Genomic DNA, 24,423 nt, shown 5'->3' with positions numbered 1-24,423 from the left:
GCCCCGCCGGCCCGCGGCCGCGCACCGCACGCGGCGGTGCGCACCGCCGCCCACCGCACCGACCGGGGGACCGACATGAACGCTGCGACCGCGGGCGGGCCGGCCGGCCCCGTCCGCCCGGGCACCGGCACGCTGCGCCGGGTCAAGAGTGTGGCGGGCACCCGCCCGTGGGTCGCCGCCGCCTTCCTGCTGCCCGCCCTGGTCCTGCTCGGGGCGCTGGTGGTCTACCCCATCGGCTTCTCGGTCTACCGGAGCCTGTTCGACGCCTCCGGCAACGGCTTCGTGGGGCTGGACAACTACGGCGAGCTGTTCACCGACGAGCGCATCCGGATCGCCCTGAAGAACAACGTCATCTGGGTCGTGGTGGCGCCCACCGTCGCCACCGCGCTGGGCCTGATCTTCGCAGTGCTCACCGAGCGGGTCCGCTGGGGCACCGCCTTCAAGCTGGTCGTCTTCATGCCGATGGCGATCTCCATGCTGGCCGCGGGCATCATCTTCCGGCTGGTGTACGACCAGGACCCGGAGCGCGGTGTGGCCAACGCCGTATGGGTCTCGATCCACGACACCTTCGCGGAGCCCGCGCCGTATCCGGGCGCCAAGCCGCGGCCCAACGCCGGGCTGACGGCGTCCGGCGGCGCGTACACCACCGGGAAGCCGGTGCGCGCGGGTGATCCGGCGAATCTGCCGCTGGTGGCCGTGCAGCCCGGTGACCTGGGCAAGGCGCGCCCGGCGACCGCCGCGCGCCCGGAGCCGGGCAAGGTCACCGGGACCGCCTGGCTGGACTTCACCCGCGGTGGCGGCGGCCACCCGAACATCATCGACCGCACCGAGAAGGGCCTGCCGGGCCTGACGGTCGAGGCGGTCAAGGACGGCCGGACCGTGGCGAGTACGACCACCGGGCCGGACGGGCGGTTCGCGCTGCCCGCCGCGGCGGACGGCGCGAAGCTGCGGCTGCCGGCCTCGAACTTCGCCGCCGCGTACAACGGCGTGAACTGGCTCGGCCCGGCCCTGGTGACCCCGTCCATCATCGGCTCGTACATCTGGATGTGGGCGGGCTTCGCGATGGTGCTGATCGCGGCGGGCCTGGCGAGCGTGCCGCGGGAGCTGCTGGAGGCGGCGCGGGTGGACGGCGCCAACGAGTGGCAGGTCTTCCGCCGGGTGACGGTGCCGCTGCTGGCGCCCGTCCTGGTCGTCGTCCTGGTCACGCTGATGATCAACGTGCTGAAGATCTTCGACCTCGTCTACATCATCGCGCCGGGGTCCAGTCTCAAGGACGCCAACGTGCTCGCGCTCCAGCTCTTCCAGTCGTCCTTCGGCACGGACGTGGACCAGGGCCTCGGCAGTGCCATCGCGGTGTTCCTGCTGCTGCTCGTGCTGCCGGTGATGTACGTCAATCTCCGGCGCCTACGGAAGGAGCGGAGCCGATGACGACCGCCGAGGGCGTCGTACGGGCCAGGCAGTCGCTGCCCGCGCGGATCGCGGCCCGCACCGGCGGCGGCGTGCTGCGCGTCGCGCTGGTCCTGATCGGGCTGTTCTGGCTGACGCCGACCATCGGGCTGCTGCTGTCCTCGCTGCGCTCGCCGCAGGACATCGCCGAGTCCGGCTGGTGGACGGTGTTCACCGAACCCGCCCAGCTCACCTGGGCGAGTTACAGCGCGCTGCTGGACAACGCCAAGGTGATGGACTCGCTGCTGACCACCGCGCTGATCACCGTCCCGGCGACGGTGCTGGTGGTCGTCATCGGGGCGCTGGCCGGGTACGCGTTCGCCTGGATGGACTTCCCCGGCCGCGACGGTTGGTTCATGGTCGTCGTCGGACTGCTGGTGGTGCCCGTACAGGTCGCGCTGATCCCCGTGGCGAAGCTGTTCGGCGCGATCGGCCTGTTCGAGACGACGCCCGGGGTGATCCTCTTCCACACCGCCTTCGGGCTGCCCTTCGCGGTGTTCCTGCTGCGCAACTTCTTCGCCGAGATTCCGCGCGAACTGCTGGAGGCGGCCCGGCTGGACGGCGCGAACGAGCTGCGGCTGTTCACCCGGGTGGTGCTGCCGCTGGGCGGTCCCGCCATCGCGTCGCTGGGCATCTTCCAGTTCCTGTGGGTGTGGAACGATCTGCTGGTGGCGCTGATCTTCGCGGACAGCGGCAAGCCGCCGATCACGGTCGCGCTCCAGCAGGAGGTACGGCAGTTCGGCAACAACATCGACGTGCTGGCGCCCGGCGCGTTCCTGTCGATGGTGATCCCGCTGGTGGTCTTCTTCGCCTTCCAGCGGCAGTTCGTCTCCGGGGTGATGGCGGGCGCGGTGAAGTGAGGGCCGCCCCGCGGAAGGGAAACGGCGTACGGCAACCGGCGCGGTGACGTAAGGGAACGCTGTGCCGTACGCCACTTTCCGTTCACGTTGCTGCTCCACGCTGGCGGCCACGCCGACGACGCCCCTCGACCGTCTGGAGACGGACCGCACATGCCTGCCCGTACCGCAGACCTCAGTGACGGAGAACTCCCGCGCCCCGAGCGGCTGTCCGACGTCAAGGGCTGGTTCTTCACCGCCGACCAGCTGCTGTTCGACTGGTTCCTGGCCCGCCAGGAGGAGCGGGCCGAGCCGGGTGACCTGCTCGAACTGGGCGCCTACATGGGCAAGAGCGCCATCTTCATGGGCGCGCGGCTGCGCCCCGGCGACCGCTTCACGGTCTGCGACCTGTTCGACTCGCCCGCCGAGGACGCGTCCAACTCCAAGGAGATGGCGAAGTCCTACTCCACGCTGACGCGGCGCGCCTTCGAGGCGAACTACCTGTCCTTCCACGAGGAGCTGCCCGAGATCGTGCAGGGGCTCAGTTCCAGCGTGGCGGACCATGTGAAGCCGGGCAGCTGCCGCTTCGCGCACATCGACGCCTCGCATCTGTACGAGCATGTGCACGGCGACATCGTCACGGTGCGCGAGCTGCTCACGCCGCAGGGCATCGTCGTCCTCGACGACTTCCGCGCCGAGCACTGCCCGGGGGTGGCCGCCGCGACCTGGCAGGCCGTCACCGGGCAGGCGCTGCGCCCGGTGTGCATCACCCCGACCAAGTTCTACGGCACATGGGGCGACCCGGCGCCCGTGCAGGCCGCGCTGCTGGCCTGGCTGACCGGCCGGGAGGGGATGTGGCACGAGGTGCAGGAGGTGAACGGCGCGCCGCTGATCCGGCTGAGCGCCAAGGGCGCCAAGGAGCCCGCGCACCCGGTCTCCCGCCACCGTCCGGCGGCCCGGCGCGGCGCGCCCCCGGCGGCCTCCGCCGCCCCGTCCTCCGCCCCGCGGGCCGCCCGCTCCGCCGCGACCCGCCCGGCAGGCCGCCCCCGCCGCAGCCCGGCCCGCCGCCTCGCGGTGAACGTCCTGCCGCCCTTCATCACCAAGGCCGTCGTCGCCGCCCGCCGCCGCTCCGCGGCCCGCTGAGCGGGCCGCTCAGCCGACGACGGCGCCGGGCCCCGTGAGGGTACGGGTCGCGCCGCACTCCTGGGCCAGGACCCGTTCGGCGGCGCGGGGCGACGGCGCGGTCCGGCGCTCTCCGGGCGGCAGCTGCGGCAGCAGGTCGTCCTCGCCGAGCAGGACCCGGCGCACCACCCGCTCAGCGGCCAGCCCGTCGTCGTACCGGCAGAAACGCTCGCGGAAGGCGGCCCGCAGCGAGGCCGCCGGCGGGCCGTCCCAGCGCCCGGAGTGGAAGGCCCCGGCGACGGCCGCCTCGTCCCGCGCGAGCACGCCCGGGGTGTCGCCGGGCTCGCCGGACAGCAGGTCCACGTAGGCGCCGCGGGTGAACCGGAAGGCGTCCCAGCCGGCGGTGTGCACGACGATCGGCCGGTCCAGGTTGGCGTAGTCGAACAGGACCGGGGAGAAGTCGCTCAGCAGCGCGTCGGCGGCCAGGCACAGATCCTCGATGTGCGGGTGCCCGGACACGTCCAGGACCGTGCCCGCTTTCACGAGGGCGGGCGGCCAGGGGTCGTGCGGGCGGGCGCGGACCAGGAGCTGGAAGCGCGGGCCGAGGGCCGCGGCGAGGCGGACCACGTCCAGGAGTGGGGCGGCATCGCCGGGCAGGTCGTGCCGGGCGGGCGCGTACAGGACCGCGGTCGCGCCGGGCCGGACGCCGAGCGCGGCCCGCACCGCGCGCACGTCGGCGGCGCTGGCGGTGGCGAACCGGTCGTTGCGCGGGAAGCCGCTGGCCAGCGTCTCGTACCCGCTGGGATGGGCGCGTTCCCAGATCTCCCCGGCGTACTGGTTGGCGGTCAGGCAGAAGTCCCACCGGTCGGCGTGCTCCAGGACGCGGCCGGGTCCCGGTCCGGCGGCCGGGAGGCGGTGGGTGTCCAGACCGGTGGCCGCCAGCGGTGTGCCGCGGTGCGTCTGGAGGAACAGCTGTCCGGGGCGCCGGGCCGCGCCGGGGAAGTCCCCGTCGGTGACCAGGTAGGTGGCGCGGGCCAGCAGCTCCCAGTAGCGGCGGGAGCCGACCGTGACGTGGTCCGCGCCCGCCGGGACGGCGTCCCGGGCGTCCTCGTGGACGGCCCAGACGCCGCGCAGCTGCGGCGCGATCTCCTGGGCCTTGCGGTGGACCGCGTACGGGTTGCCGGACACCGCGCGGTTGCCGTCCGCGCCGTACAGCACCAGGTCGGGGTCGAGGGAGGCGTGCCGCCGCAGGCCGTAGTAGCGCCGGCCGGCCGTGCGGGCGGCGGCCCCGCCGCGGTCCCGCAGTTCCTTGGCCAGCTCCCGCCGCAGGTCCCGGGCGCCGTGCAGCGACCGGTACGCGCGATACGAGCGCAGCCCGGCCGGGAGCGGCACCCCGGCCGGGCGGTGGCGCCGGATGCAGCGGCTCGCGGCGCGGAAGAAGGCGGCGCGGTCGGCGGGCAGGATGCGGTCGGGGTCGTCGAGCACGGCCAGCAGCCGTTCGGTCATACGGGCGTGCAACACGGTCAGCAGCGGCAGTCGGCCGTCCTCCTCCCCCGCCGCCCGCTCCTCGCCTTCGCCGTCGCCCGCCTCCGTCAGCAGCCCGTCCAGCCGGTCGAACAGCTCCTCGTAGCGCTCGACGGCGACCAGATGGTGGGGCCCCGGGGTGGTGGCGGCGCTGCCCCGCCGCCGCTCGCGCCAGGTGACGCAGACGCGGTCCAGCACCGCGACGCGCCGGGCGGTGAGCAGGCTCTCGTACGCGTACGGGATGTCCTCGTACGGTCCGTCGGCGAAGGCGAGGCCGCGGCCGGTCCAGTGGTCGCGGCGCACCGCGCGGTTCCACGCCGCGGGCTCCACGCCGAGCACGGCGGGCTGCCGCGCGACGTCGAAGACCGCGTCGCCCGCGGCCCGCAGGAGATCGCCGTCGCCACTGGGCCGCCGCCGCTCCCACACGTCCGTCCGCTCGTGGTCCCACAGCAGGACGTCCGGATCGCCGCACGCCCGCAGCCGGGCGTCGACGGCGGCCAGCGCGCCGGGGGCCAGCGTGTCGTCGCCGTCGAGGAAGAGCAGGTAGTCGCCGCGGGCGAGCGCGGCGCCGGCGTTGCGGGACGGGCCGGCGCCGCTCGGGCGGCGCAGGTGCAGGGCGGCCGGCCGCGGGTCGCGGCGGGCGTACTCGTCGATGATCGCGCCGGTGGCGTCCGCCGAGCAGTCGTCGACGGCGATCAGTTCCAGCAGGTCCCCGTCCTGGCGGTCCTGCTCCAGTACGGAGTCCAGGCAGGCACGCAGATATCCCTGGACGCCGCGGGCGGGAACGATGACGCTGAACCGGGGCATGGCTCTCCCAAGGTCGGGGCGCGCGGACCGACGTACGCGACGGCCGAACACAGAGCGTAATCAGAGCACTACTTACTGTCGAACCGGCCTGTCACCCGTTCAGCGCACCGCCGTGTCCCCCGGGTGCCCGGCGAGTTGAGCCGGGGCCCGTACCTGCGGGGAAGCCGGTAGCGGGGGCCCGCGCCCGGCCGCCGGGCGCGGGACGGCAAGATGGCCCGCAGCAGGGGCGCGCATGCAACCGTTCGGCCGACTTCCGGACTCCTTACCGGCGGGGCGGAGGCCACAGGCGTCCGCCGTCGATCACCACCGACACGAAATATGGATGTAGTGACTGTCAAGGAAGCAGACGAGCCGCGGCCGGTGCCTGCCGTCACACCGTCCGCGCAGGTCAGCGTCATCGTCATCGCCTACAACGACGCCGCGCTGGTCGGCGAGGCGGTGCGCTCGGCCCTCGCGCAGGGGGACGCGGTCGCCGAGGTGATCGCGGTCGACGACGCCTCCACCGACCGTACGGGGCCGGTCCTGGACGACCTCGCGCGCGAGCACGGGCGGCTGCGGGTGATCCACCGCGCGGACAACAGCGGCGGCTGCGGCACGCCCCGCAACGACGGACTGCGGGCCGCCACCGGCCGTTTCGTGATGTTCCTGGACAGCGACGACATCCTGCCCGACGGCGCGGTCGACGCGCTGCTGGGCGCCGCGCTGCGCCACGGCACCCCGGTGACGGCCGGCCTGTGCGTACGCCGTGAGCTGCCGGGACCGCGCGAGGTGCCCTGGCAGCCGGACCTCTACCGCGAGGCCGCCGTGCACACGCCGCTCGCCGCGCACCCGGAGCTGGTCGGCGACACCCTGTGCGTCAACAAGCTCTACGACCGTGCGTTCCTGCTCGACCACGGCATCCTCTTCCCCGACGGCCGCTTCACCTACGAGGACTTCGTCTTCACCTCCCGGGTGCTGGCCGCCGCGCCGAGCCTCGCGGTCGTCCCCGAACAGGTCTACATCTGGCACGTACGGCGCTCCGCCGCCAAGCAGTCGATCTCGCTGGACCGCCGCGACGTGGCCAACTGGGAGGCCCGTATCGAGGCGCACCGCACCAGCGTGCGCATCCTCGCCGACGCCGGGCACAAGCGGCTCGCGCACGCGGCGCGCACCAAGTTCCTCGACCACGACCTGCGGATGTACGTCCGCGAGCTGCACACCCGGAGCGCGGACTACCGGCAGGAGTGGTGGCGGCTGACCCGCTCGTACCTGGCGGGCTTCGAGGAGAGCGAACTGCTCGCCGCCACCGCGCCCGCCCGCTGGCTGGCGCGGGTGCTGCTGGCGAGCGAGGCGCCGGTGGACCCGGACCGGCTGACCCAGCTCGCCGCCCGCCCCGGCCGTCTGCTGCCGCCGTACGTACGCGACGGCGGGCGGCCCGTGTGGTCGCGCGAGCTGCCCGGGGTCGAGCTGGACGGCCTGGACACGCTGCCCGCCGCCGAGCTGCCGGTGACCATCGACGCCGAGCCGGTCCTCGGCACCCGCTGCGTGCTGCGGCTGCGCGTGCACGACCTGTACGGACGCGTGAAGGCCGCCGGGCCGACCGCCATCGAGGTGGAGCTGCGCCGCCGGGCGGACGGCCGGCCGGGCCCCGTACACACCGCCACGCTCACGCCCGGCCCCTCCGGGACGGTCTGGACGGCCGAGACGGCCCTCGACCTCGGCGCCCTGCTCGGACGCGGCGGCAAGGACGCCGCGACGCCCGTCCCGTGGGACCTGACCGCCCGTGTGCGCTGCGCGGACGGCTCCGTCCTGGAGGGCGGGCTGCGCGCCGTCGGCTCCGGGCTGCGCAGACACGCGCTGCCCAGTGGCCGGCACGGGCTGCTCCTGGTGCAGCCGTACGCGACGACCGGCGGCGCGCTGGCCCTGCGTATGGCGTCCGGCGTGCGTGCGGCCTGGCACATCGCGGCCCGCAAGCTCGGCCGTTAGTCGCATCACAGCGGCGCGGCCGACGGCGGCGGGCCCGGTCCCGGCGGCAGCACCGGGACTGCCCCGGTCAGCGCGCCGGTGGCCGCCGTACGGCCCCCGGGGCGGCGCCCTGCGGCGTCCGTCCCTGTTCCACCCGACGCAGAACGACCACCTTAGGATGGCGAGATGTCTTACTTGATCACGGGCGGCGCCGGCTACATCGGCGCCCACGTCGTACGGGCCATGACGCAGGCGGGCGAGCGGGTCGTGGTGCTCGACGACCTCTCCACGGGCGTGGCCGCCCGGGTCCCCGAGGGCGTCCCGCTGGTGGAGGGCTCCACCCTGGACCGCGCGCTGCTGGACCGCACGATCTCCGAGCACGGCGTCACCGGCGTGGTGCACCTGGCCGCGAAGAAGCAGGTCGGCGAGTCCGTCGAGATGCCGCTGCACTACTACCGCGAGAACGTGCACGGCCTGCAGACGCTGCTGGAGGCCATGGCGGCGGGGCGGGCGGCGTCGGCCGGTTCGTCTTCTCGTCCTCCGCGGCCGTCTACGGCATGCCGGACGTGGACCTGGTCACCGAGGACACCCCCTGCTCGCCGATCAACCCGTACGGCGAGACCAAGCTGGTCGGCGAGTGGATGGCGCGCGCCGCCGGCAAGGCGCACGGCATCAACACCGCGTGCCTGCGCTACTTCAACGTGGCCGGTACCGCGACCCCCGAACTGGCCGACATCGGCGTCTTCAACATCGTGCCGATGGTCTTCGAGAAGCTCACCGAGGGCGCGGCGCCGCGGATCTTCGGTGACGACTACCCGACCCCGGACGGCACCTGCATCCGCGACTACATCCACGTCGCGGACCTCGCGGACGCCCACCTGGCCGCCGCCCGCAAGCTGGCCGAGCCCGGCCCGGTGCGCGACCTGACGCTGAACATCGGCCGCGGCGAGGGTGTCTCCGTCAAGGAGATGATCGACCTGATCAACGAGATCACCGGTCACCCGGACGCCACCCCGGAGGTCACCCCGCGCCGCGCCGGCGACCCGGCCCGGGTGGTCGCGGCCGCCGACCGGATCGCCGACGAGCTGGGCTGGAAGGCGCGCTACAACGTGCGCGACATGATCACCTCGGCCTGGCAGGGCTGGCAGCACCACCGCCCGAGCGCCTGATCCGAGAACGCTCCCCGCACGCCCCCGGTCCGCCGGGGGCGTGCGGTGTTTCAGGCGCGGCCGTCCGCACCGTCCGGCGGCGGGCCCGGATCGCCCTCGGTTTCCGCCCGTACGGTCCCGGTCGGCCCGCCCTCGATGTCCGCCCGTACGACCTCGGTCAGCTCATCCACCGCGCCCCTTTGCAGACACTGCGCGCGCAGCCGCAGGCGGGGCGGCAGGGCGGCCAGCACACGGTCGGTGAGGTAGGCGTCGACCAGAGGGCGGGCGGCCTTGGCCATGGCGCGGCGGCCCTCGGCGTCGCGGGCGAGGTAGGGCTCGGCGAACTGGGCGAGGATCTCGCCGTGGAAGTGGCGGACCATGAGCGTGTCGCGGTCCGGGCCCGGCGGCACCAGGTCGGCGACCTCTTCCAGCACGGTGCCGATGTAGCCGAGGTGCTCGACCCAGTCGAGGTCCTGGCGGCTGGCGTTGCTGTCGTCGTCGCGGCCCTGGAGGTAGTAGCAGTCGTAGTCGCCCAGGACCGAGACGGTCCCGGCGCCGAGCAGGGCCCGGATGCCGAAGGGCAGGTCCTCGGCCCGCAGCCGCCCCTCGACGAAGCGCAGCCCGCGCTCCTGGACGTAGGCGCGGCGGAAGAGCTTGTAGGCGGCCAGCGTCCAGTAGACGGGCGAGTCGAAGGGTGTGACGCGCGGGCTGGTGGTGTGCAGGTCGACGGGGGCGCCGCGTCCGCCCGCGCCGACTATGCGCCCGTAGACGATGTCCGAGCCGTAGGTGTCGGCCAGCGCGGTGAGCCGTTCCAGCGCCTCGGTGCCGAGGTGGTCGTCGGAGTCGAGGAAGAAGAGATAGCGGCCGCGGGCGCGGTCCATGCCGACGTTGCGGGGCCGGCCGGGGCCGCCGGAGGGCGGCTGGTGGACCACCGTGAGGTTCGGGTGCGTACGGGCCGCCTCGTCCAGCCAGGCGCCGCTGCCGTCGTCGGACCCGTCGTCCACGGCGATCACCTCGACCGCGTCCGGGCCGAGACTCTGGGCGAAGACGGAGCCCAGGCTGCGTTCCAGGTAGCGGCGGGTGTTGTGCACCGGCACGACGACCGAGACGGCCGGGCCGGTCCCCTGGCCGTCGGAGGCGGGCGGACGGTCTGCTGCCACGGTGTGCCTCTTCCGTCGTCCGGTACGGACCGGCCCCGCGCGCGGGGCCGGTCCGGCGGGCCTCAGCGCTCCAGCAGAGCGAAGAGGTCCTCCCAGCGCTTGACGATGCGGTCGGTGGAGTACCGCTGTACGTTCTCCCGCGCCGCCGTGCCGAGCCGGTCGCGCAGCTCCTTGTCGGAGATCAGCGCGTCGATGTGCCGGGCCAGTTCGGCGGTGTTCCCGACCACGGCCAGCAGGCCGTCCTCGCCGTCCCGGATGATCTCGTGGACACCGGGCGCGCAGTCGAACGCCGCGCACGGCACGCCGCTGGCCATCGCCTCCATGAGCGAGAGCGGGAAGCCCTCGGCCCGGGAGGACTGGGCGAAGACGGAGGCGCCGCGCAGCGCGCCCGCCACGTCGTCGGTGCGGCCCATGAACTCCACGGAGTCCGCGAGCCCCAGCGTGTCGGCCTGCTTCTTCAGGATCTCCTCGTCCTCGCCGGAGCCGTAGATCTTCAGCGTCCAGTCGGGGTGGCCCGGCGCGACCGTCGCCCAGGTGTCCAGGAGCAGGTCGACGCCCTTCTCGTCGGAGAGCCGGCCGATGCTGGCGACGACCTTGGCGGTGCGGTCGGAGGGCACCTCGGGCGTCACCGGCAGCGGGTTGGGCATGAAGTCCGCGTTGTCCATGCCCTGCCGGATCCACAGGTCGGCGTCCTCACGGGTGAGGGCGAGCAACCGGTCCACGTCCTTGTAGTACTTCTTGACCCGGTTGAAGCGCGAGGACTTGCGGCACGCGTCGAAGGACTCGTGGGTCATGCCGACCACCGGCAGCCCCGCGGTGTCCGCGAGCGCCACCCACTCCATGGCCCACACCTGCGTGACGATGACCATGCCGCCCGGCCGCGCGGCCCGGAACAGCGCGCTGAGCTTGGCGGCCTGCTCCTCCATGCCGGCCTGGCGGGCGGCCCGGCGGCGCTGCTCGGCGATGTTCAGGCGCCCCTTGATGCCGCGGGCGGCCGGTACGGCCTTGGGCGGGTGCTCGTCGTACAGGGTCGTCGTCTTGTACGGCAGGTCGGCGCCGAGGTCGGCGCGCAGCTCCTCAGGGGCCGGTACGACGCCGATGACGTGCACGCGGTGGCCGCGCTCGGCGAAGAGCCGGGCCATCTGGTGCGACCAGGTGGTCACCCCGCCCATCTCGTCGACGTTGTTGGAGACGAAGAAGATGTCACGCCCGGTCATCGGGCCTCCCCCTTCACGGAAGCGCCGCTCGGCGCGGAGCCGGTGATGACGGTGGGGCCGGGCAGGGCGCCGCCCCGCACCGTGCCGCGGTCCGCGCCCGCGGGCGCGCCGCCGAAGAACCGCTCGACGATCATGCGGGCCGCGTCGCCCTGGTCGTACTCGCCGAACTCGGCGGTGAAGCGGCGCCGGGCCTCGCGGTGCCCGTCGTCCGCCGCCTTCAGGTTCTCGATCGCCTCGAACAGCTCCTCGGCGGTGCCCAGCACCGGGCCCGGCGCCTTCTCCTTGAGGTCGAAGTAGGTGCCGCGGGCCTCGTTGGCGTACTCGTCGTAGTCGTACGCGAAGAACAGCATCGGCCGGTCGAGCAGGGCGTAGTCGAACATCACGGAGGAGTAGTCCGTGATCATCGCGTCGGCCAGCTGGAGCAGCGGGGTGATGTCGTGCTGCCCGGTGACGTCGATGACCTTGCCGCGTACGGACGGCGGCAGCACCACGTTGTTCAGGTAGTGCGAGCGCATCAGCAGCACGAAGCGGTCGCCGAAGCGCTCGGCGAACTCGTCCACGTCGAAGGGCGGCTCGAAGCCGCGGACCGAGCCGTTGGGGTTGGCGCGGAAGGTCGGCGCGTACAGCAGCACCGTCTTGTCGGCGCCGATGCCCAGCTCCTCGGCCAGCGGGCCGCGCTCGCGCACACCGCTCGTCTCCTCGGCGACCCGCGCGGCGACCAGCGCGTCGTTGCGCGGGTAGCCGCTGCGCAGCAGCACCTCGTCGCGCAGGCGGAAGGCGCGGGCCAGGGTCCGTACGTCGTGCTCGGAGCGGACCAGGAAGTGGTCGAAGCGGTCCAGGACCTTCTGGAACTCCTCCTTGGCGGCCCGCGTCTTGAGCTTCATGCGCGGCTCGTCGAAGCCCATGCGCTTGAGCGCGGAGCCGTGCCAGGTCTGGATGTAGGTGGTCTCCGGGCGCTTGTTCAGGCGCAGCGGGAAGCCCTGGTTGTCGATCCAGAACTCGGCCTGGGCGAGGGCGCGCAGATACGGCCAGCTCCAGCGCTTGACGAGGGTGGCGTCCTTGGGGAAGCCGTCCGGCTTCTTGCCGTCGTAGGCCCACACCGCCTCGAAGTCGACGCCCTGGCGGCGCATCTCCTCGTAGATGGCGCGGGGGCTGTCGCTGTACTGCTTGCCGAGGTGGCTCTCGAAGACGACCAGTCCCTTGTGGACGGGCAGCTTGCTGAAGACCTCGTTGTAGACGCGCAGCTTGGTCTCGCCGGAGTTCAGGTCGCGCTTGGCCTTGCGGGCCTTGCGCACGCTGCTCTTGGCGAGGTCGGCGGCGGGGCTGCGCAGCGCCTGCCGCAGCACCTGGTTGGTGCGCTTGGCCGCCTTGCCCTGGGCGTCCAGGACGAAGGTGAGGTGGCCGCGCTTGGAGGTGGCGGGCTCGACGCGGTCGGAGACCAGCCGGGTGAGGCGGGGGCGGACCCGCAGCGCGTGGGCGCTGTCCAGGTCGACGCCGCCGACGGTCAGGCGGGTACGGGTGGTGACGCCGTCCACGTCCAGGATCAGCCGGACGTCCCAGACGGCGTCGATGACGCCGAGCGGGCGCAGCCGGCGGGCCAGGTCCAGTTCGGCGTCCCAGTGCAGGCCGTCGTCCGCGATGCGCAGCGAGGTCAGCGGGAAGGAGAACGCCTGGAGGCTCTTGCGGCGGGCCTTGAGCTCCAGCCGGCCGCGCAGCGGGGTGCCGGGGGTGACCTTGCCGAGCGGGTTGACGACCGTGCCGGCCAGCCGGACCGTGCCGCGCCCGTCGTCCTCGTAGGAGGTGAGCTGGTTGCGCAGGAACAGCTTGCCGACCGAGCGGGTGTGGTAGCCGGCGTCGGTGACGTCCAGGACGCGGCGGCCCTCGGGGTCGTCGAGGTGTTCGGCGCACCAGTAGATGCGGCCGTCGCGCTCGGCGAGCGGGGAGGAGAGCTTGTCGCGGTTGATCAGGGTGTCCACCGCGGGCATCAGGTTGTGCCAGTCCTCCTGGGCAAGGAGGTAGGCGCAGATGGCCTGGATGGGCTGGACCCGCTCGTACGCCTCCGGGGAGATGCCGGCGAGGTAGCCGTTGGCCATCGCCGCGAACTCGCGGCGGTAGTCCTCGTCCAGCAGAGGAAGATCACGCAGATGCAGCACGAGGTCGTGCTTGAGGAACTTGACGTCCTTGTGGAACTTCAGCTCGGCCAGGCCCTCGCGCTCCAGCAGTTCGTCCACCCGGCGGTGGATCTCCATGCGGTGCGCGAAGTTGGCGATCTCGTGGCGCCGGTTGCTGATCGACTTCGTGGCCGCCTTCTCGAAGACGTTCCAGAAGTAGACGTGGTTGGGGATCAGCGTGATGCGCTTGGCGGCCACGTACGCCTGCGCGGAGAAGAGCAGGTCCTCGTAGTGGATGCCGACCGGGAAGACCAGTCCGGACTCCAGCAGGAACTCGCGCCGGTAGCACTTGTTCGTCGAGAGCGTGTCGAAGACCAGCAGGTCGGGCAGCTCGGAGATGGACTCGATGGTGCGGGTGCGGGAGTAGATCCAGGGGTACCACTCGGTCTGCTTCTGGTTGCGCGAGTCGACGTTGACCCGTACGCACATACCGGAGACCAGGTCGGCGCCGGTCCGCTCGGCCGCCTCCAGCATGTTGCGGCAGGCGTTCGGCTCCAGGACGTCGTCGCTGTCCAGGAACATCACGTACGAGCCGGCCGCGTGCTGGACGCCGTGGTTGCGGGGGGCGCCGCAGCCGCCGCTGTTCTCGGGCAGCTGGAGCGCCCGGATCCGGTCCGGGTGGGCGGCGGCGAGCTGCTGGGCCACCTCGAAGGATCTGTCCGTGCTGCAGTCGTCGACGATCAGAACTTCGACTCCGTGGAGCGTCTGGTCCAGTACGGACCGGACGGCCGTCGGTAGCCGGTCGGCGTCGTTGTAGACGATCACGACTACGGAGACGTCAGGCACGGGCACCCCAATCCTCTTTTCATAGCGCTGCGAGAACCCAAAGCTACCTTGGTCCGCGACCGGCCCGGCACGCCGCCGACCGGCGCACGAGCGCACGTTCGCCGCCGAGCCTTCCTCTTGTCAAACCGCATTATTGCGGACATTTGGCTTACCGTAGGACTCTCGACCCGGGGACGATCACCCGCATCGGGAACCGGGTTACGGCATTTCCGACATAGGGAACCCATCGCCTGAAAGCGGCATCTACTCGTTCATGACGCAGGTGAGCAGGGAAGCGCGGCGCCCCGTGAATGTGACCATCAAGACGCTGACCGCACCCCGGTTCGCGCCGCCTTTCGCGGCATTGCTGGCCATGGGCGCCTATTGCCTCGGTATGACGATGCTGGGCAGCTATCCGTTCGGTACCCGTTCCCGTGCCGTCAATGACCTCGGAAACCAGTTCGTCCCCTTCCACGTCCATCTGTGGGACCTGATGCACGGCACCTCCACCGGTGACCTGGCCTTCAACTGGAACAGCGGCTACGGCGTCCCCTTCCTGGCCGATTTCCTCACCTATCTGATGAATCCCTTCTCCTGGCTCGTCGGGCTGTTCCCGCGCGAGCTGGCCGAGCTGCCGGTGTTTCTGGTCACGCTCGGCTGCATCGGGCTCGGCACGGCGCTGATGACGGTCTTCCTCGGGCGGCTGCACCCCGGCTCCGCCTGGCTGCGCGCGCTGCTCGCGGTGGGGTACGGCACCTGCGCCTGGGTGGTGAGCGACGGCGCCGCCGACCCCATGTGGATGTGGGGCCTGGTCTCCCTGCCGCTGATCGGCATCGCCGCCGACTGGTGCCTGCACCGGCGCCGCTGGGTGGCGGGCACTTTGCTGGTCGGCGTGGCCTGGGCCGGGAACTTCTACACCGCGGCGATGGCCACCCTCGCCATGGCGCTGGTGCTCGCCGTACGCCTGCTGCTCGCCACGGACCTCCCCGTACGGCACCGGCTGCGCGCCCTGGCCCGGGCCGCCACCATGGCGCTGACCGGCGTCCTCCTGGCGGCGCCCGCCGTCACCGTCACCCTCCGGGCCAGCAAGGCGTCCCGGCCCGCCCCGGAGGCCGTCTACCGGGGCCGCCCGCCGACGCTGGACGTCCTCGCGGAGCTGCTGCCCGGCGGGCGCGGCTCGGTGCCCGCGCCGCACCTGTTCATCGGGATGCTGGGCCTGCTGCTGGTGGCGGCCTTCCCGTTCGTCCGCGCCATTCCGGTACGCGTCCGCGTCGCCTGGTACGCGCTGGCCGCCTGCGTCGCGGTCTCCTTCGTGTGGAAGCCGACGCTGCTGCTCTGGCACGGGCTGGCGGTCCCCAACGGGAGCCCGTACCGGGCCTCCTTCGTACTCAGCGCACTGCTCGTGATCATCTCCTGGCTGGCGCTGGCGCACCGGCCGCGGCCGCGTGAGCTGGCGGCCGGCGCGGTGCTGGTGGCCCTGCTCGCCGCGCTGTGCCACGGGCGCAGCGCGGTCGGCCCGGCCACCTGGGTCCTGGTGCCGGGGTGCGGCGCGGTGGTGCTGGCCGCGCTGCTGGTGCTGGCGCGGCACCGGGCTCGCCGCGCCGCACGGATCGTCGTCGCCGCCGCGCTGACCTGCGCGGTCTTCCTCGGCTCCGCGTATGCGGCGTTCTCCGTGACGGCCGCCCGGGACAAGATCGAATGGTGGGGGCCGAAGATCACGCTGAACGAGCGGGCCCTGGCCGCACACCGGGGCATCCAGCAGCGCGCGGACTGGCCGCGCTCCCGCACCGACCCCGGACCACACGAGTTCGCCAACAACGACCCGCTGCTGCTGGGCGGCGAGGGCGGCGCGTACTACAGCAGCTACCTGCCGGAGCAGACCGCGCGCACGCTGCGCGAGCTGGGCGGCGGCTGGTACATCCAGGGACGCCACACGCGCAGCCTGGAGGCCCCCGTAAGCCGCGCGATCATGGGCGTGAGCAGCTTCCAGACCGGCCCGCAGGCCGGCCCCGTCGACGTGGGCCGGGCCGCCGCCGCGCCGCTGCTGACCGTACGTCCCGGCCTGAAGGCGGACGACCTCGACCAGCGGCGGCGCGGGGCCGCCGCGCGGGGCATCGACGTGCGCGACGATCCGCGGGTCGGCGGCGGCACGGTCTTCGCCCGCCAGGAACGGCTGCTGGGCGCGCGCGTGTACGAGGTACCGACGCTGCGCCTGACGGGTGACGGGGGCGGCGGCTCGGGAGGCGGTCCGGCGGCGGGAGGGCATTCGGTGTCGGGGCCGGGGGGCCCTCAGGGGGGCTGGCCCGCGGCGCCGGGGGCTGCCGTGCCCGGCCCTGTCGGTAGCGCTCCCGGTCCCGCCCTTCCCGGTCCTTTCGCTCCCGGACCTACCGTTCCCGGACCCACCGTTCCCGGACCCACCGCCGTGTCCGTGCGGCCGGTGCCGCGCCTGGTGGACGGGGAGTGGCGGCTGCCGGCCACCCGCAGGGGCGGGGCCGCCGTCTTCACGGTCCAGTGCGCGCCCGGGTCGGACGTCTTCTGGTACGCGCCCTGGTACCACGGCAAGGTGCGGGCGGTCGGCCATACCTCCCCCGGGTTCGGCAGCCGGGAGACGACCGCCAATCCGATCCGGGGGCTGGGCAGGGTCCCCGCCGACGGGCGGCTGACGGTCTCCTTCAGCAACCCGAAGGCCCAGCGCATCCCGGAACACCCGCTCGGCTGCCTGGCCCCGGAGAAGCTCGCCGCCGCCGTGGCGAAGCTGCGAGCGCAGGCCCCGGTGCGGCTCTCGGCGAGCGGGCACGGGCTGTCCGCCGAGCTGCCCGCGCACAGCACCGGTACCGCCGTCCTGGCCGTACCTGCCGTCACCGGCTGGAGCTGCCGGGTGGACGGCGGCCCGTCCCGCGCCCCGCGCACGTTCGGCGGCCTGATCGCCGTACCGCTGGGGTCGGGCGCCTCGCGGCTGGACTGCTCGTACCGCCCGCCGGGGCTGCTGCCGGGCCTGGCGGCGAGCGGTGGCGCCGTGCTGGCACTGGCCGCCGTGGCTGTCACGTGTGGCGTACGGGGGCGGCGGGGCCGGGGTCAGGGCCGGAGCCGGGATCGGTACCGGAACTGGGACCGGGCGCCGCGGTGGGGCGGGGACTGAGCGTGCCGCCGGGCCGGGCATCCCGCCCGACCCGTTCGCCCAAATCGTGACATCTCATCTCATTAGTAGAATTGCTGCTTGGGGCGTGGTGGTCTCACCGTGCCGCGCTCCGCCCCGGCGAAAGGGCCCCTTCATGAAGCTCTCGGTCGTCGTCCCCTGTTACAACGAAGAGGAAGTCATCGGCCGCTTCGACGAGGAGATCCGCCAGGTGCTCGGAGAACTCGCCGTCGAGTACGAGCTGTGCTACGTGGACGACGGCAGCTCGGACGGCACGCTGCACCGGATACGCACCCTCGCCCAGCGCTACCGGCCGACCACCCGCTACCTCTCCTTCAGCCGGAACTTCGGCAAGGAGTCCGCCATGCTCGCGGGCCTGAAGGAGGCCACCGGCGACGCCGTCATCCTCATGGACGCCGACCTCCAGCACCCGCCCCGGCTGATCGAGAAGATGCTCGACCTCTACCAGCTCGGCCACGACCAGGTCATCGCCAAGCGCAGCCGGGACGGCGACGCGCCGCTGCGCAGCGTGTGCAGCAGGCTGTACTACCGGGCGATCAACAAGTGGGTGGACGTGGAACTGACCGACGGCGTCGGCGACTTCCGGCTGCTGTCGCGCACCGCCGTGGACGCGCTGGTCTCGCTGCCCGAGTACAACCGCTTCTCCAAGGGGCTGTTCTCCTGGATAGGCTTCGACACCGTCACCTTCGACTACCGCAACGCCCGGCGCGAGGGCGGCGAGACCAAGTGGCGCTTCGGCTCCCTGGTCAACTACGGCATCGACGGCATGATCTCGTTCAACAGCCGCCCGCTGCGGGTGGCGATCTACACGGGCCTGAGCCTGGCCGCGCTGGCCGCCGCGTACGCCCTGTGGATCATCGGCGCGGCGGTCGTCGGCGGGATCACAGCGCCCGGCTATGTCACCCTCGTGGCGATCATCGTGGGCCTGGGCGGCCTCCAGATGGTGATGCTCGGCCTGATCGGCGAGTACATCGGCCGCATCTACTACGAGACGAAGCGGCGCCCGCACTTCCTGGTCAAGGAGACCAACGGGACCACCCCCGCCCACACCCCGACGGCCCGGGTCGCGGGCCGGGCCCGCCGATGAGCCGGCTCACCCGGCCGGCCCGGCTGGCCCGGCTGCTGCGCTTCGCCGTCGTCGGCGGCGTCAACACCCTCACGTTCTACGCGTGCTACCTGGCCCTCCACCCCTGGCTGCCGTACTTCGCCGCCTACACGATCGCGTTCCTCTTCAGCATGGTGGGCTCGTTCTTCCTGAACACCTACTTCACCTACCGCACCCGCCCCAGCTGGAAGAAGTTCCTCCTCTTCCCGCTGACCCAGGTCACCAACTACGTGGTGCAGAGCGCGGGCCTGGTGGTGCTGGTGAACTGGTGCGGCCTGGACACCCGCATCGCGCCGCTGCTCGCGGCGGTACTGGCGATCCCGTTCACCTATGTGGTGTCGACGCGCATTTTGGTGCCGGGGGGCGGGGTTTCCACGGCTGTGGGGGGTGTGGAAGGGGGGACGGGGGGCGGCCGTACGGGTGACGACGGCCGTGCAGGTGATGCCTCCCGTCGGACCGGTGAGGACGGGGGCCATACGGGTGACGACGGCCATACGGGCGATGACGGCCGTACGGGTGACGAGACTCAGCCGGTGCGGTCCGGCGGGCCGGTCTGACCCCGCCTCGGCTTCTGGACCGTCCACTCCTGGAACGGGCCGTCCGTGCCGGTGTCCCGCTGCCGCACCGCGTGCAGCCGCGCGTCGTTGCCGAGGACGGCCAGGACGGCGCGCCCGTCGGGGTCCTGTCCGATGGCCGCCGCACCCGAATGCGGCACCTTTCCGGTCTGCCAGCGCCCCGCCCCGTCCTGGTCCGCGTCGTTGAGCACGTACCGCAGCTCCCCCGCCCCGTCCCGGACCGCGAGCACGACCGTACGGGCAGGCTTGCCGACGGCCGCCGCCGCCACCCGCCCGTACCCGCCGACCGGCTCGTACCGGGCCGCGAGCCGCCAGGACGCGGCCCCCTGCCGCTCGGCGAGCAGGACCCGCGCGGTGGCGCTCTGCCGGTAGGCCAGGCGCACCGCGCCGTCGCCCAGCGGGACCAGGCTCAGCGGCCCGGCAGGCTCGGGCAGGCTCGTACCGCCGGTCGGCTCGGGCAGCTCCCCCGGCTCCTTCGAGACCCAGTGGTGCACCTCCTTGTCGCCCGGCGCCACGACGTGCACCAGCCCCTCGGAGTCCACGCACGCGTCCAGCCCGTCGACGACGCCCGGCACCCGGCCCGCCGGGCCGCCGGAGGCCGTCGGCGGTGCCAGCCGCCGCCACAGGGACCAGTCCGTGCCACGTGCGCCGCTGCGGTAGCCGATGCCGCCCTGCCAGTCGCGGGCGAAGACGTGCACCGTGCCCTCCTGGTCGACGGTGGCGGCCGGGAAGCCCGTCTCCAGCGACCTGACCGGCGCGGCGTCCGGGACGCTCAGCGACTCCCACGCGCCGAAGGTCGGCACGCCGTCGCGGGCGGTGCCGTTCTGGAGAGCGGTCAGCAGCTCGCGGCGGTGCGCCTGATGACGGGTCGGCAGGACCGTACGGGAAGCGAAGAGCTGGAGGGCGCCGCCGGGGTGGCTGACGGCGTGGATCTGGCCCTGGAACATCCGGCCGCCGAGCAGGTGCGGGCCGCTGAACGTACCGTTGCCCGGCGCGGTCTCGGCCCAGCACACCGCGGCGCCGTCCAGGACGGCGAAGGCCGCGAGCCGGCCGTCCTTCAGGGGGCGCAGCCAGCTGTTGGAGCCGGGGGCGCGCAGCCGGGTGCTGCGCGTCCAGTTACGGGACCAGCCGTCCAGCGCCGAACCGCCCACCTTGCGGTCGCCGCAGCCCGCCCGGTCGCCGCAGTCACGGCCGTCGGCCCAGCCGTAGACGGACAGCAGGCGGGCCTTGCGCCGGGCTGTCGGCAGGTCGAGGTTGTTGGGCAGCACGTCCGTCTCGTACCCGAGGTAGCTCTCCACGACGGTGGGACGGTTGTGCTCGCGCCCCCAGTAGCCCGCGAGCGCCGCCTGCGCGAAGTACGCCGAGGCCGTGTGGTCCTGGTGGTCGTAGTAGAAGAGGCCGCGCAGTCTGGGGTCGTCGGTGCGCGGCGCCGGGTGCGGGGCGTGCACCGCGTTCGGGTCGAGGGTGCGGACCACGGTCGGTCGGACCCGCTCCAGGAGCGCGATCAGCGAGTCGACGACCTGGTCGCGGGTGTACTCGAAGGTGCGCTGTACGGGGGTGGCCTCGGGGCGCAGCGTGGACAGCGTGCCGGTGGCGCCCAGCCACAGGCCGCGCAGGCTGTGCGCGCGGGGCTCGGAGACGGTACGCGCCTCGACCAGCTCCATGAAGACCAACTGGTTGTGCGGCGCGGCCCGCAGGGTCTGCACCTCGACCTGGAAGCCGGGCAGCAGCGAGATGGCCTCCACGTCCCAGGGGCTGAGCGGGTCGCCGGTGGCCATCACCGCGTGCGCGGCCCGCAGCCCGTTGGTGCGGGCCCGTGCGAAGGCGGCGCGGTCGCGCGGCGGCAGCCGGTCCCCGCGCCCGTGCTCGGCGGTGTTCCGGCCGTCCGACTCACCACCGGTCAGACACACCGTCACCGAACGGGCGCCGCTGCGCACCGACTGCTCCAGGGCCGGGTTCATGAAGTACAGGGAGTCGTCGGCGTGCGCGATGACGTGCAGGAACGCCTGCTCCGCACCGGACGCGGCAGCCTCCCGCTCCAGCGCCGGTGCGGCGACCTGCGACAACGGCGCCCGAGGTCCGACCCAGGCCCACACCCCGGCCCCCGCCGTAACCGCGACCGCTCCCCCACCGGTCACCTGAAGCAGACGCCGACGAGACATACGAGGCGAATGCGTCGGCACAGCGCTACTCCTCCATGACACCCAAGACCCACCAAACCCACCCATAACAGGATGCGACACCCTGTTAGATGGACCCCCTCAGTATTCGGTTGCGGGGGTGGTGGGGGTGTGTGTGGCGGGGGCGTGTTGGGGTGGGGGTGGGCGGGGCTCACGTGGCTGGTGAGCGCATGGGTGGGCTGAGGGTCTGCCGTAGGGCGAGCTGGGTGCGGGCCCTGGTGGGGTGGGGACGGTCTGCGGAGGGTGGGGGTGGCCGGACGGGGTCCGCCGCGCTGGCGGGGCGCCCGTTCCCTGGCTGGCTGGGGCGCGCTCTGCAGCGGGCGGGGCAACCATCCTCCAGCTGGCCGGGGCGCGCCCCTACGAGGGACGCGACCCGTATCCCGCGAGCGACCGGGGCCCGCTCTGCGGCGGGTAAAGCCCCGTCCCCGACCGACCGGGCCACGCCCCATGGGCACGGGACCTACATACCCCGATCGGCCGAGTCCAGCTCCACAGCGGGCGCCCCATCCCCCGACTGGCCGCGCCCCACCCTCACGCCTCCAAGGCCGACGCCACCGCCAGGGCCAGCTCGTCCAGGTAGCCCTTCGGGAGTTCGTCGCGTACGACCAGCAGGCGCCAGTACAGCGGGCCGGTCATCAGGTCCAGGGCCAGGCGCGCATCTACGCCGGGCCGCAGTTCGCCGCGTTCCACCGCGCGCGCCACCATCGCCGCCGCGACGCCCTGCTGACTGTCGAGCAGGGCGGTCCGCAGCGCCTCGGCGATCTCCGGGCTGCGCGCCGCCTCGGCCAGCAGGTCCGGAATGATCTGCGCGGCCATCGGGTGCCGCAGCGCGCGGGCCGCGACCTCCAGCAGCATGCGGATGTCGCCGCGCAGCGAACCGGTGTCCGGCGACGGCAAGCCCTCGGCGGCCACTGCCGAGACGACGTCCAGCACCAGGTGCAGCTTCGAGCGCCACCGCCGGTAGACGGCGGTTTTGCCGACGCCGGCCCGCTTGGCGATGCCCTCGATGGACATCCGCGCGAACCCCACCGCCGCCAGCTCCTCGAAGACCGCGGCGCGGATCGCCTCGGTCTTCTCCTCGCGCAGCACGGCGGCCCCGGCCGGCGCCCGCCGCCCGCCCGTCGCCCTGGTCACTTCACTCCCGTCCTTTGCCATGCCTTGATCCTAACGTCGCGACGCAACGGTTGCGTTTCGACGTCGGGCGGTCGTAGGCTCGGCAGCGTCACGACGAAACGGTACCGTTCCATCGTTGGGTTGGGCGGTACACGTAGCGACGCAACGGGCCCGTTCCGCCGTGAGTCGGCCCCCGAACCAGACGGGCGCGTAACGACGCGACGGGCCCGTTCCGACGCCCTGCGCCTCCAGTACGAAGGCCAAGCACTCGGCACGTCGCACCCCGAAGCCCCCGACCACCTCCCCAGCCCCTCCCTCCCCCCTCACCCCGCCTCCCGCCTCCCGGAAGCGACCAACCCCCATGCCCCAAACCCTCGCCCCACCGCCCCCGCCCTCAACGGCACCGTCCGTGATCCCGACCGCCCTCTCGCCCGACCCCCACCTACGCGCACTGGCCGAGCGCCACGGGCTGACCGTCAGCGGCGCGCGGCCACCGCTGCGGGAGTACACCCGCCGTCTGTGGGCGCGTCGGCACTTCATCGCGGCCTTCGCCACGGCGCGGCTGACCGCCACGTACACCACGGCGCGCCTGGGGCAGCTCTGGCAGGTGGTGACCCCGCTGCTCAACGCGGGCGTCTACTACTTGATCTTCGGCGTGCTGCTGCACACCAGCCGCGGCATTCCGAACTTCATCCCGTTCCTGTGCACCGGCATCTTCGTCTTCACCTTCACCCAGTCCACGGTCCTGGCCGGCACCCGTGCCGTCTCCGGCAGTCTCGGCCTGGTCCGTGCCCTGCACTTCCCGCGGGCCGCGCTGCCGATCGCGTACACCCTCGTCCAGCTCCAGCAACTCCTGTTCTCGATGGGGGTGCTGGCGGCCATCGTGCTGATCTGCGGCGTGCCGCTGACGTGGCACTGGCTGCTGATGGTCCCCGCGCTGCTGCTCCAGTCGGTCTTCAACACCGGGCTGTCCCTGGTCATGGCCCGGATCGGCGCGAAGACCACGGACACCGCACAGCTGATGCCGTTCGTGCTGCGTACCTGGATGTACGTCTCCGGCGTCTTCTACAACCTCTCCACGTTCACCAGTAGCGCGCCGCACATCGTCTCGGTCGCCCTGAACTGCAATCCCGCCCTGATCTACATCGACCTGATGCGCTACGCCCTGATCGACACGGTGCGCGCGCAGGACCTGCCGCCGCACGTGTGGCCGCTGGCCCTGGGCTGGGCCCTGCTGGCGGGCGTCGCCGGTTACGTCTTCTTCTGGAAGGCGGAGGAGGAATACGGCCGTGGCTGAGACCACCGTGAAGCACCCGCCCGCCCCCGCGTCCGAACCCGCGCCTTCCCCCGTACCCGAATACGGCACCGCCGACGACCGCACCCCCACCGTCATCTGCGACAACGTCCACATCGTCTACAAGGTGCACGGCGGCGGCAGCGGCAAGGGCGGCGCCACCGCGGCCCTGCAGCGCATCGTCCGCCGCAAGCCCTCCGCCGGGGTGCGCGAGGTGCACGCCGTCAAAGGCGTCACCTTCGTCGCCCACAAGGGGGAGGCGATCGGCCTGATCGGTTCCAACGGCTCCGGAAAGTCCACGCTGCTGCGCGCCGTGGCCGGGCTGCTCCCGCCCGCCGCGGGCCGGGTCTACACCCACGGCCAGCCGTCCCTGCTGGGCGTGAACGCCGCCCTGATGAACGACCTGACCGGCGAGCGCAACGTCGTCCTCGGCGGGCTCGCCATGGGCATGTCCCGCCAGGAGGTCCGCGACCGCTACCCGGGCATCGTCGAGTTCTCCGGCATCAACGAGAAGGGCGATTTCGTCTCGTTGCCGATGCGTACGTACTCCTCCGGCATGGCGGCCCGGCTGCGCTTCTCCATCGCCGCGGCGAAGAGCCACGACGTGCTGATGATCGACGAGGCGCTGGCGACGGGCGACCGCGCCTTCCAGAAGCGTTCCGAGGCCCGTATCCGCGAACTCCGCGCGGAAGCCGGCACGGTCTTCCTGGTCAGCCACAACAACACGGCGATCCGCGACACCTGCGACCGGGTGCTGTGGCTGGAGAAGGGCGAACTGGTCATGGACGGCCCGACGGACGAGGTCGTCACGGCGTACGAGAAGTCCGCCAAGTAGGGCGCCGGGAGCGGCCCGGCGCAC

The 24,423-nt window shown here is 72.8% G+C and carries 14 protein-coding genes and 2 pseudogenes; 10 read left to right on the top strand and 6 right to left on the bottom strand.

The features are described from left to right. Positions 1-75 precede the first annotated feature (75 nt). The 3 genes from CP984_RS25175 to CP984_RS25165 all read left to right on the top strand — a co-directional run bounded on the left by CP984_RS25175 (position 76) and on the right by CP984_RS25165 (position 3,425). Positions 76-1,428, top strand: coding sequence for a carbohydrate ABC transporter permease (locus tag CP984_RS25175; RefSeq protein WP_030183308.1), 1,353 nt, complete (start codon positions 76-78; stop codon positions 1,426-1,428). After that, a complete protein-coding gene (locus CP984_RS25170; RefSeq protein WP_003987361.1) occupies positions 1,425-2,306 on the top strand; it encodes a carbohydrate ABC transporter permease in 882 nt (293 codons plus the stop codon). Before CP984_RS25175 ends, CP984_RS25170 begins: the two co-directional genes overlap by 4 nt. 150 nt (positions 2,307-2,456) lie before the next feature. After that, complete coding sequence (locus CP984_RS25165) at positions 2,457-3,425, top strand: class I SAM-dependent methyltransferase (RefSeq protein ID WP_030183309.1); 969 nt, start codon at positions 2,457-2,459, stop codon at positions 3,423-3,425. 9 nt (positions 3,426-3,434) lie between these two features. Here the strand turns inward: CP984_RS25165 and CP984_RS25160 are convergent, their stop codons facing one another. Further along, positions 3,435-5,735, bottom strand: a complete 2,301-nt coding sequence (locus CP984_RS25160) for a bifunctional glycosyltransferase/CDP-glycerol:glycerophosphate glycerophosphotransferase (RefSeq protein WP_043979435.1) — start codon at positions 5,733-5,735, stop codon at positions 3,435-3,437. A 318-nt stretch (positions 5,736-6,053) separates the two neighbouring features. Between CP984_RS25160 and CP984_RS25155 the strand changes: the two genes are divergently transcribed. Beyond that, positions 6,054-7,700 carry a glycosyltransferase family 2 protein gene (locus CP984_RS25155; RefSeq protein ID WP_078575621.1) on the top strand — a complete coding sequence of 549 codons (1,647 nt, stop codon included), beginning with the start codon at positions 6,054-6,056 and terminating at the stop codon, positions 7,698-7,700. A gap of 165 nt (positions 7,701-7,865) precedes the next feature. Then, positions 7,866-8,848: pseudogene (galE, locus tag CP984_RS25150) on the top strand (UDP-glucose 4-epimerase GalE). A 50-nt stretch (positions 8,849-8,898) separates the two neighbouring features. Here the strand turns inward: galE and CP984_RS25145 are convergent. From CP984_RS25145 to CP984_RS25135, 3 genes are all read right to left on the bottom strand, one after another. Continuing rightward, positions 8,899-9,987: a glycosyltransferase family 2 protein gene (locus tag CP984_RS25145; protein WP_003982172.1), complete on the bottom strand. Its 1,089-nt coding sequence runs from the start codon at positions 9,985-9,987 to the stop codon at positions 8,899-8,901. Positions 9,988-10,049: 62 nt separating this feature from the next. After that, the gene (locus CP984_RS25140) at positions 10,050-11,204 is read right to left on the bottom strand and encodes a glycosyltransferase (protein ID WP_003982173.1); all 1,155 of its coding nucleotides are present in this window, start codon (positions 11,202-11,204) and stop codon (positions 10,050-10,052) included. Further along, a complete protein-coding gene (locus CP984_RS25135; RefSeq protein WP_078587057.1) occupies positions 11,201-14,167 on the bottom strand; it encodes a bifunctional glycosyltransferase/CDP-glycerol:glycerophosphate glycerophosphotransferase in 2,967 nt (988 codons plus the stop codon). The genes CP984_RS25140 and CP984_RS25135 overlap by 4 nt, the downstream gene beginning before the upstream one ends. Positions 14,168-14,414: 247 nt before the next feature. Between CP984_RS25135 and CP984_RS25130 the strand changes: the two genes are divergently transcribed. The 3 genes and pseudogenes from CP984_RS25130 to CP984_RS25120 form a co-directional block, all read left to right on the top strand. Continuing rightward, positions 14,415-17,279 carry a YfhO family protein gene (locus CP984_RS25130; protein WP_100246569.1) on the top strand — a complete coding sequence of 955 codons (2,865 nt, stop codon included), beginning with the start codon at positions 14,415-14,417 and terminating at the stop codon, positions 17,277-17,279. 133 nt (positions 17,280-17,412) lie between these two features. After that, a complete protein-coding gene (locus tag CP984_RS25125; protein ID WP_003982176.1) occupies positions 17,413-18,384 on the top strand; it encodes a glycosyltransferase family 2 protein in 972 nt (323 codons plus the stop codon). Then, a pseudogene (locus tag CP984_RS25120) lies at positions 18,381-18,761 on the top strand (GtrA family protein); the annotation flags it as partial. The gene CP984_RS25125 and the pseudogene CP984_RS25120, both read left to right, overlap by 4 nt. Positions 18,762-18,928: 167 nt before the next feature. On the opposite strand, the gene CP984_RS25115 reads toward CP984_RS25120, so the two are convergent. Together CP984_RS25115 and CP984_RS25110 are read right to left on the bottom strand one after the other, a co-directional pair. Beyond that, entirely contained in the window at positions 18,929-21,043 is a 2,115-nt protein-coding gene (locus CP984_RS25115) for a PIG-L family deacetylase (protein ID WP_003982178.1), read from the bottom strand. A gap of 645 nt (positions 21,044-21,688) precedes the next feature. Further along, positions 21,689-22,312, bottom strand: a complete 624-nt coding sequence (locus tag CP984_RS25110; RefSeq protein WP_030183330.1) for a TetR/AcrR family transcriptional regulator — start codon at positions 22,310-22,312, stop codon at positions 21,689-21,691. 319 nt (positions 22,313-22,631) lie between these two features. Here CP984_RS25110 and CP984_RS25105 point away from each other — a divergent pair, with 319 nt between their 5' ends. Both CP984_RS25105 and CP984_RS25100 read left to right on the top strand, forming a co-directional pair. Beyond that, complete coding sequence (locus tag CP984_RS25105) at positions 22,632-23,567, top strand: ABC transporter permease (RefSeq protein WP_030183334.1); 936 nt, start codon at positions 22,632-22,634, stop codon at positions 23,565-23,567. Next, entirely contained in the window at positions 23,560-24,399 is an 840-nt protein-coding gene (locus CP984_RS25100) for an ABC transporter ATP-binding protein (protein WP_003982181.1), read from the top strand. Before CP984_RS25105 ends, CP984_RS25100 begins: the two co-directional genes overlap by 8 nt. The last annotated feature ends 24 nt before the right edge of the window (positions 24,400-24,423 follow it).

The sequence above is a fragment of the Streptomyces rimosus genome (assembly GCF_008704655.1).
In the GTDB taxonomy this organism is placed as follows: Bacteria; Actinomycetota; Actinomycetes; order Streptomycetales; family Streptomycetaceae; genus Streptomyces; species Streptomyces rimosus.
Note: the sequence above shows the minus strand (reverse complement) of the source record. Positions and strands in the feature narration are given on the sequence as shown.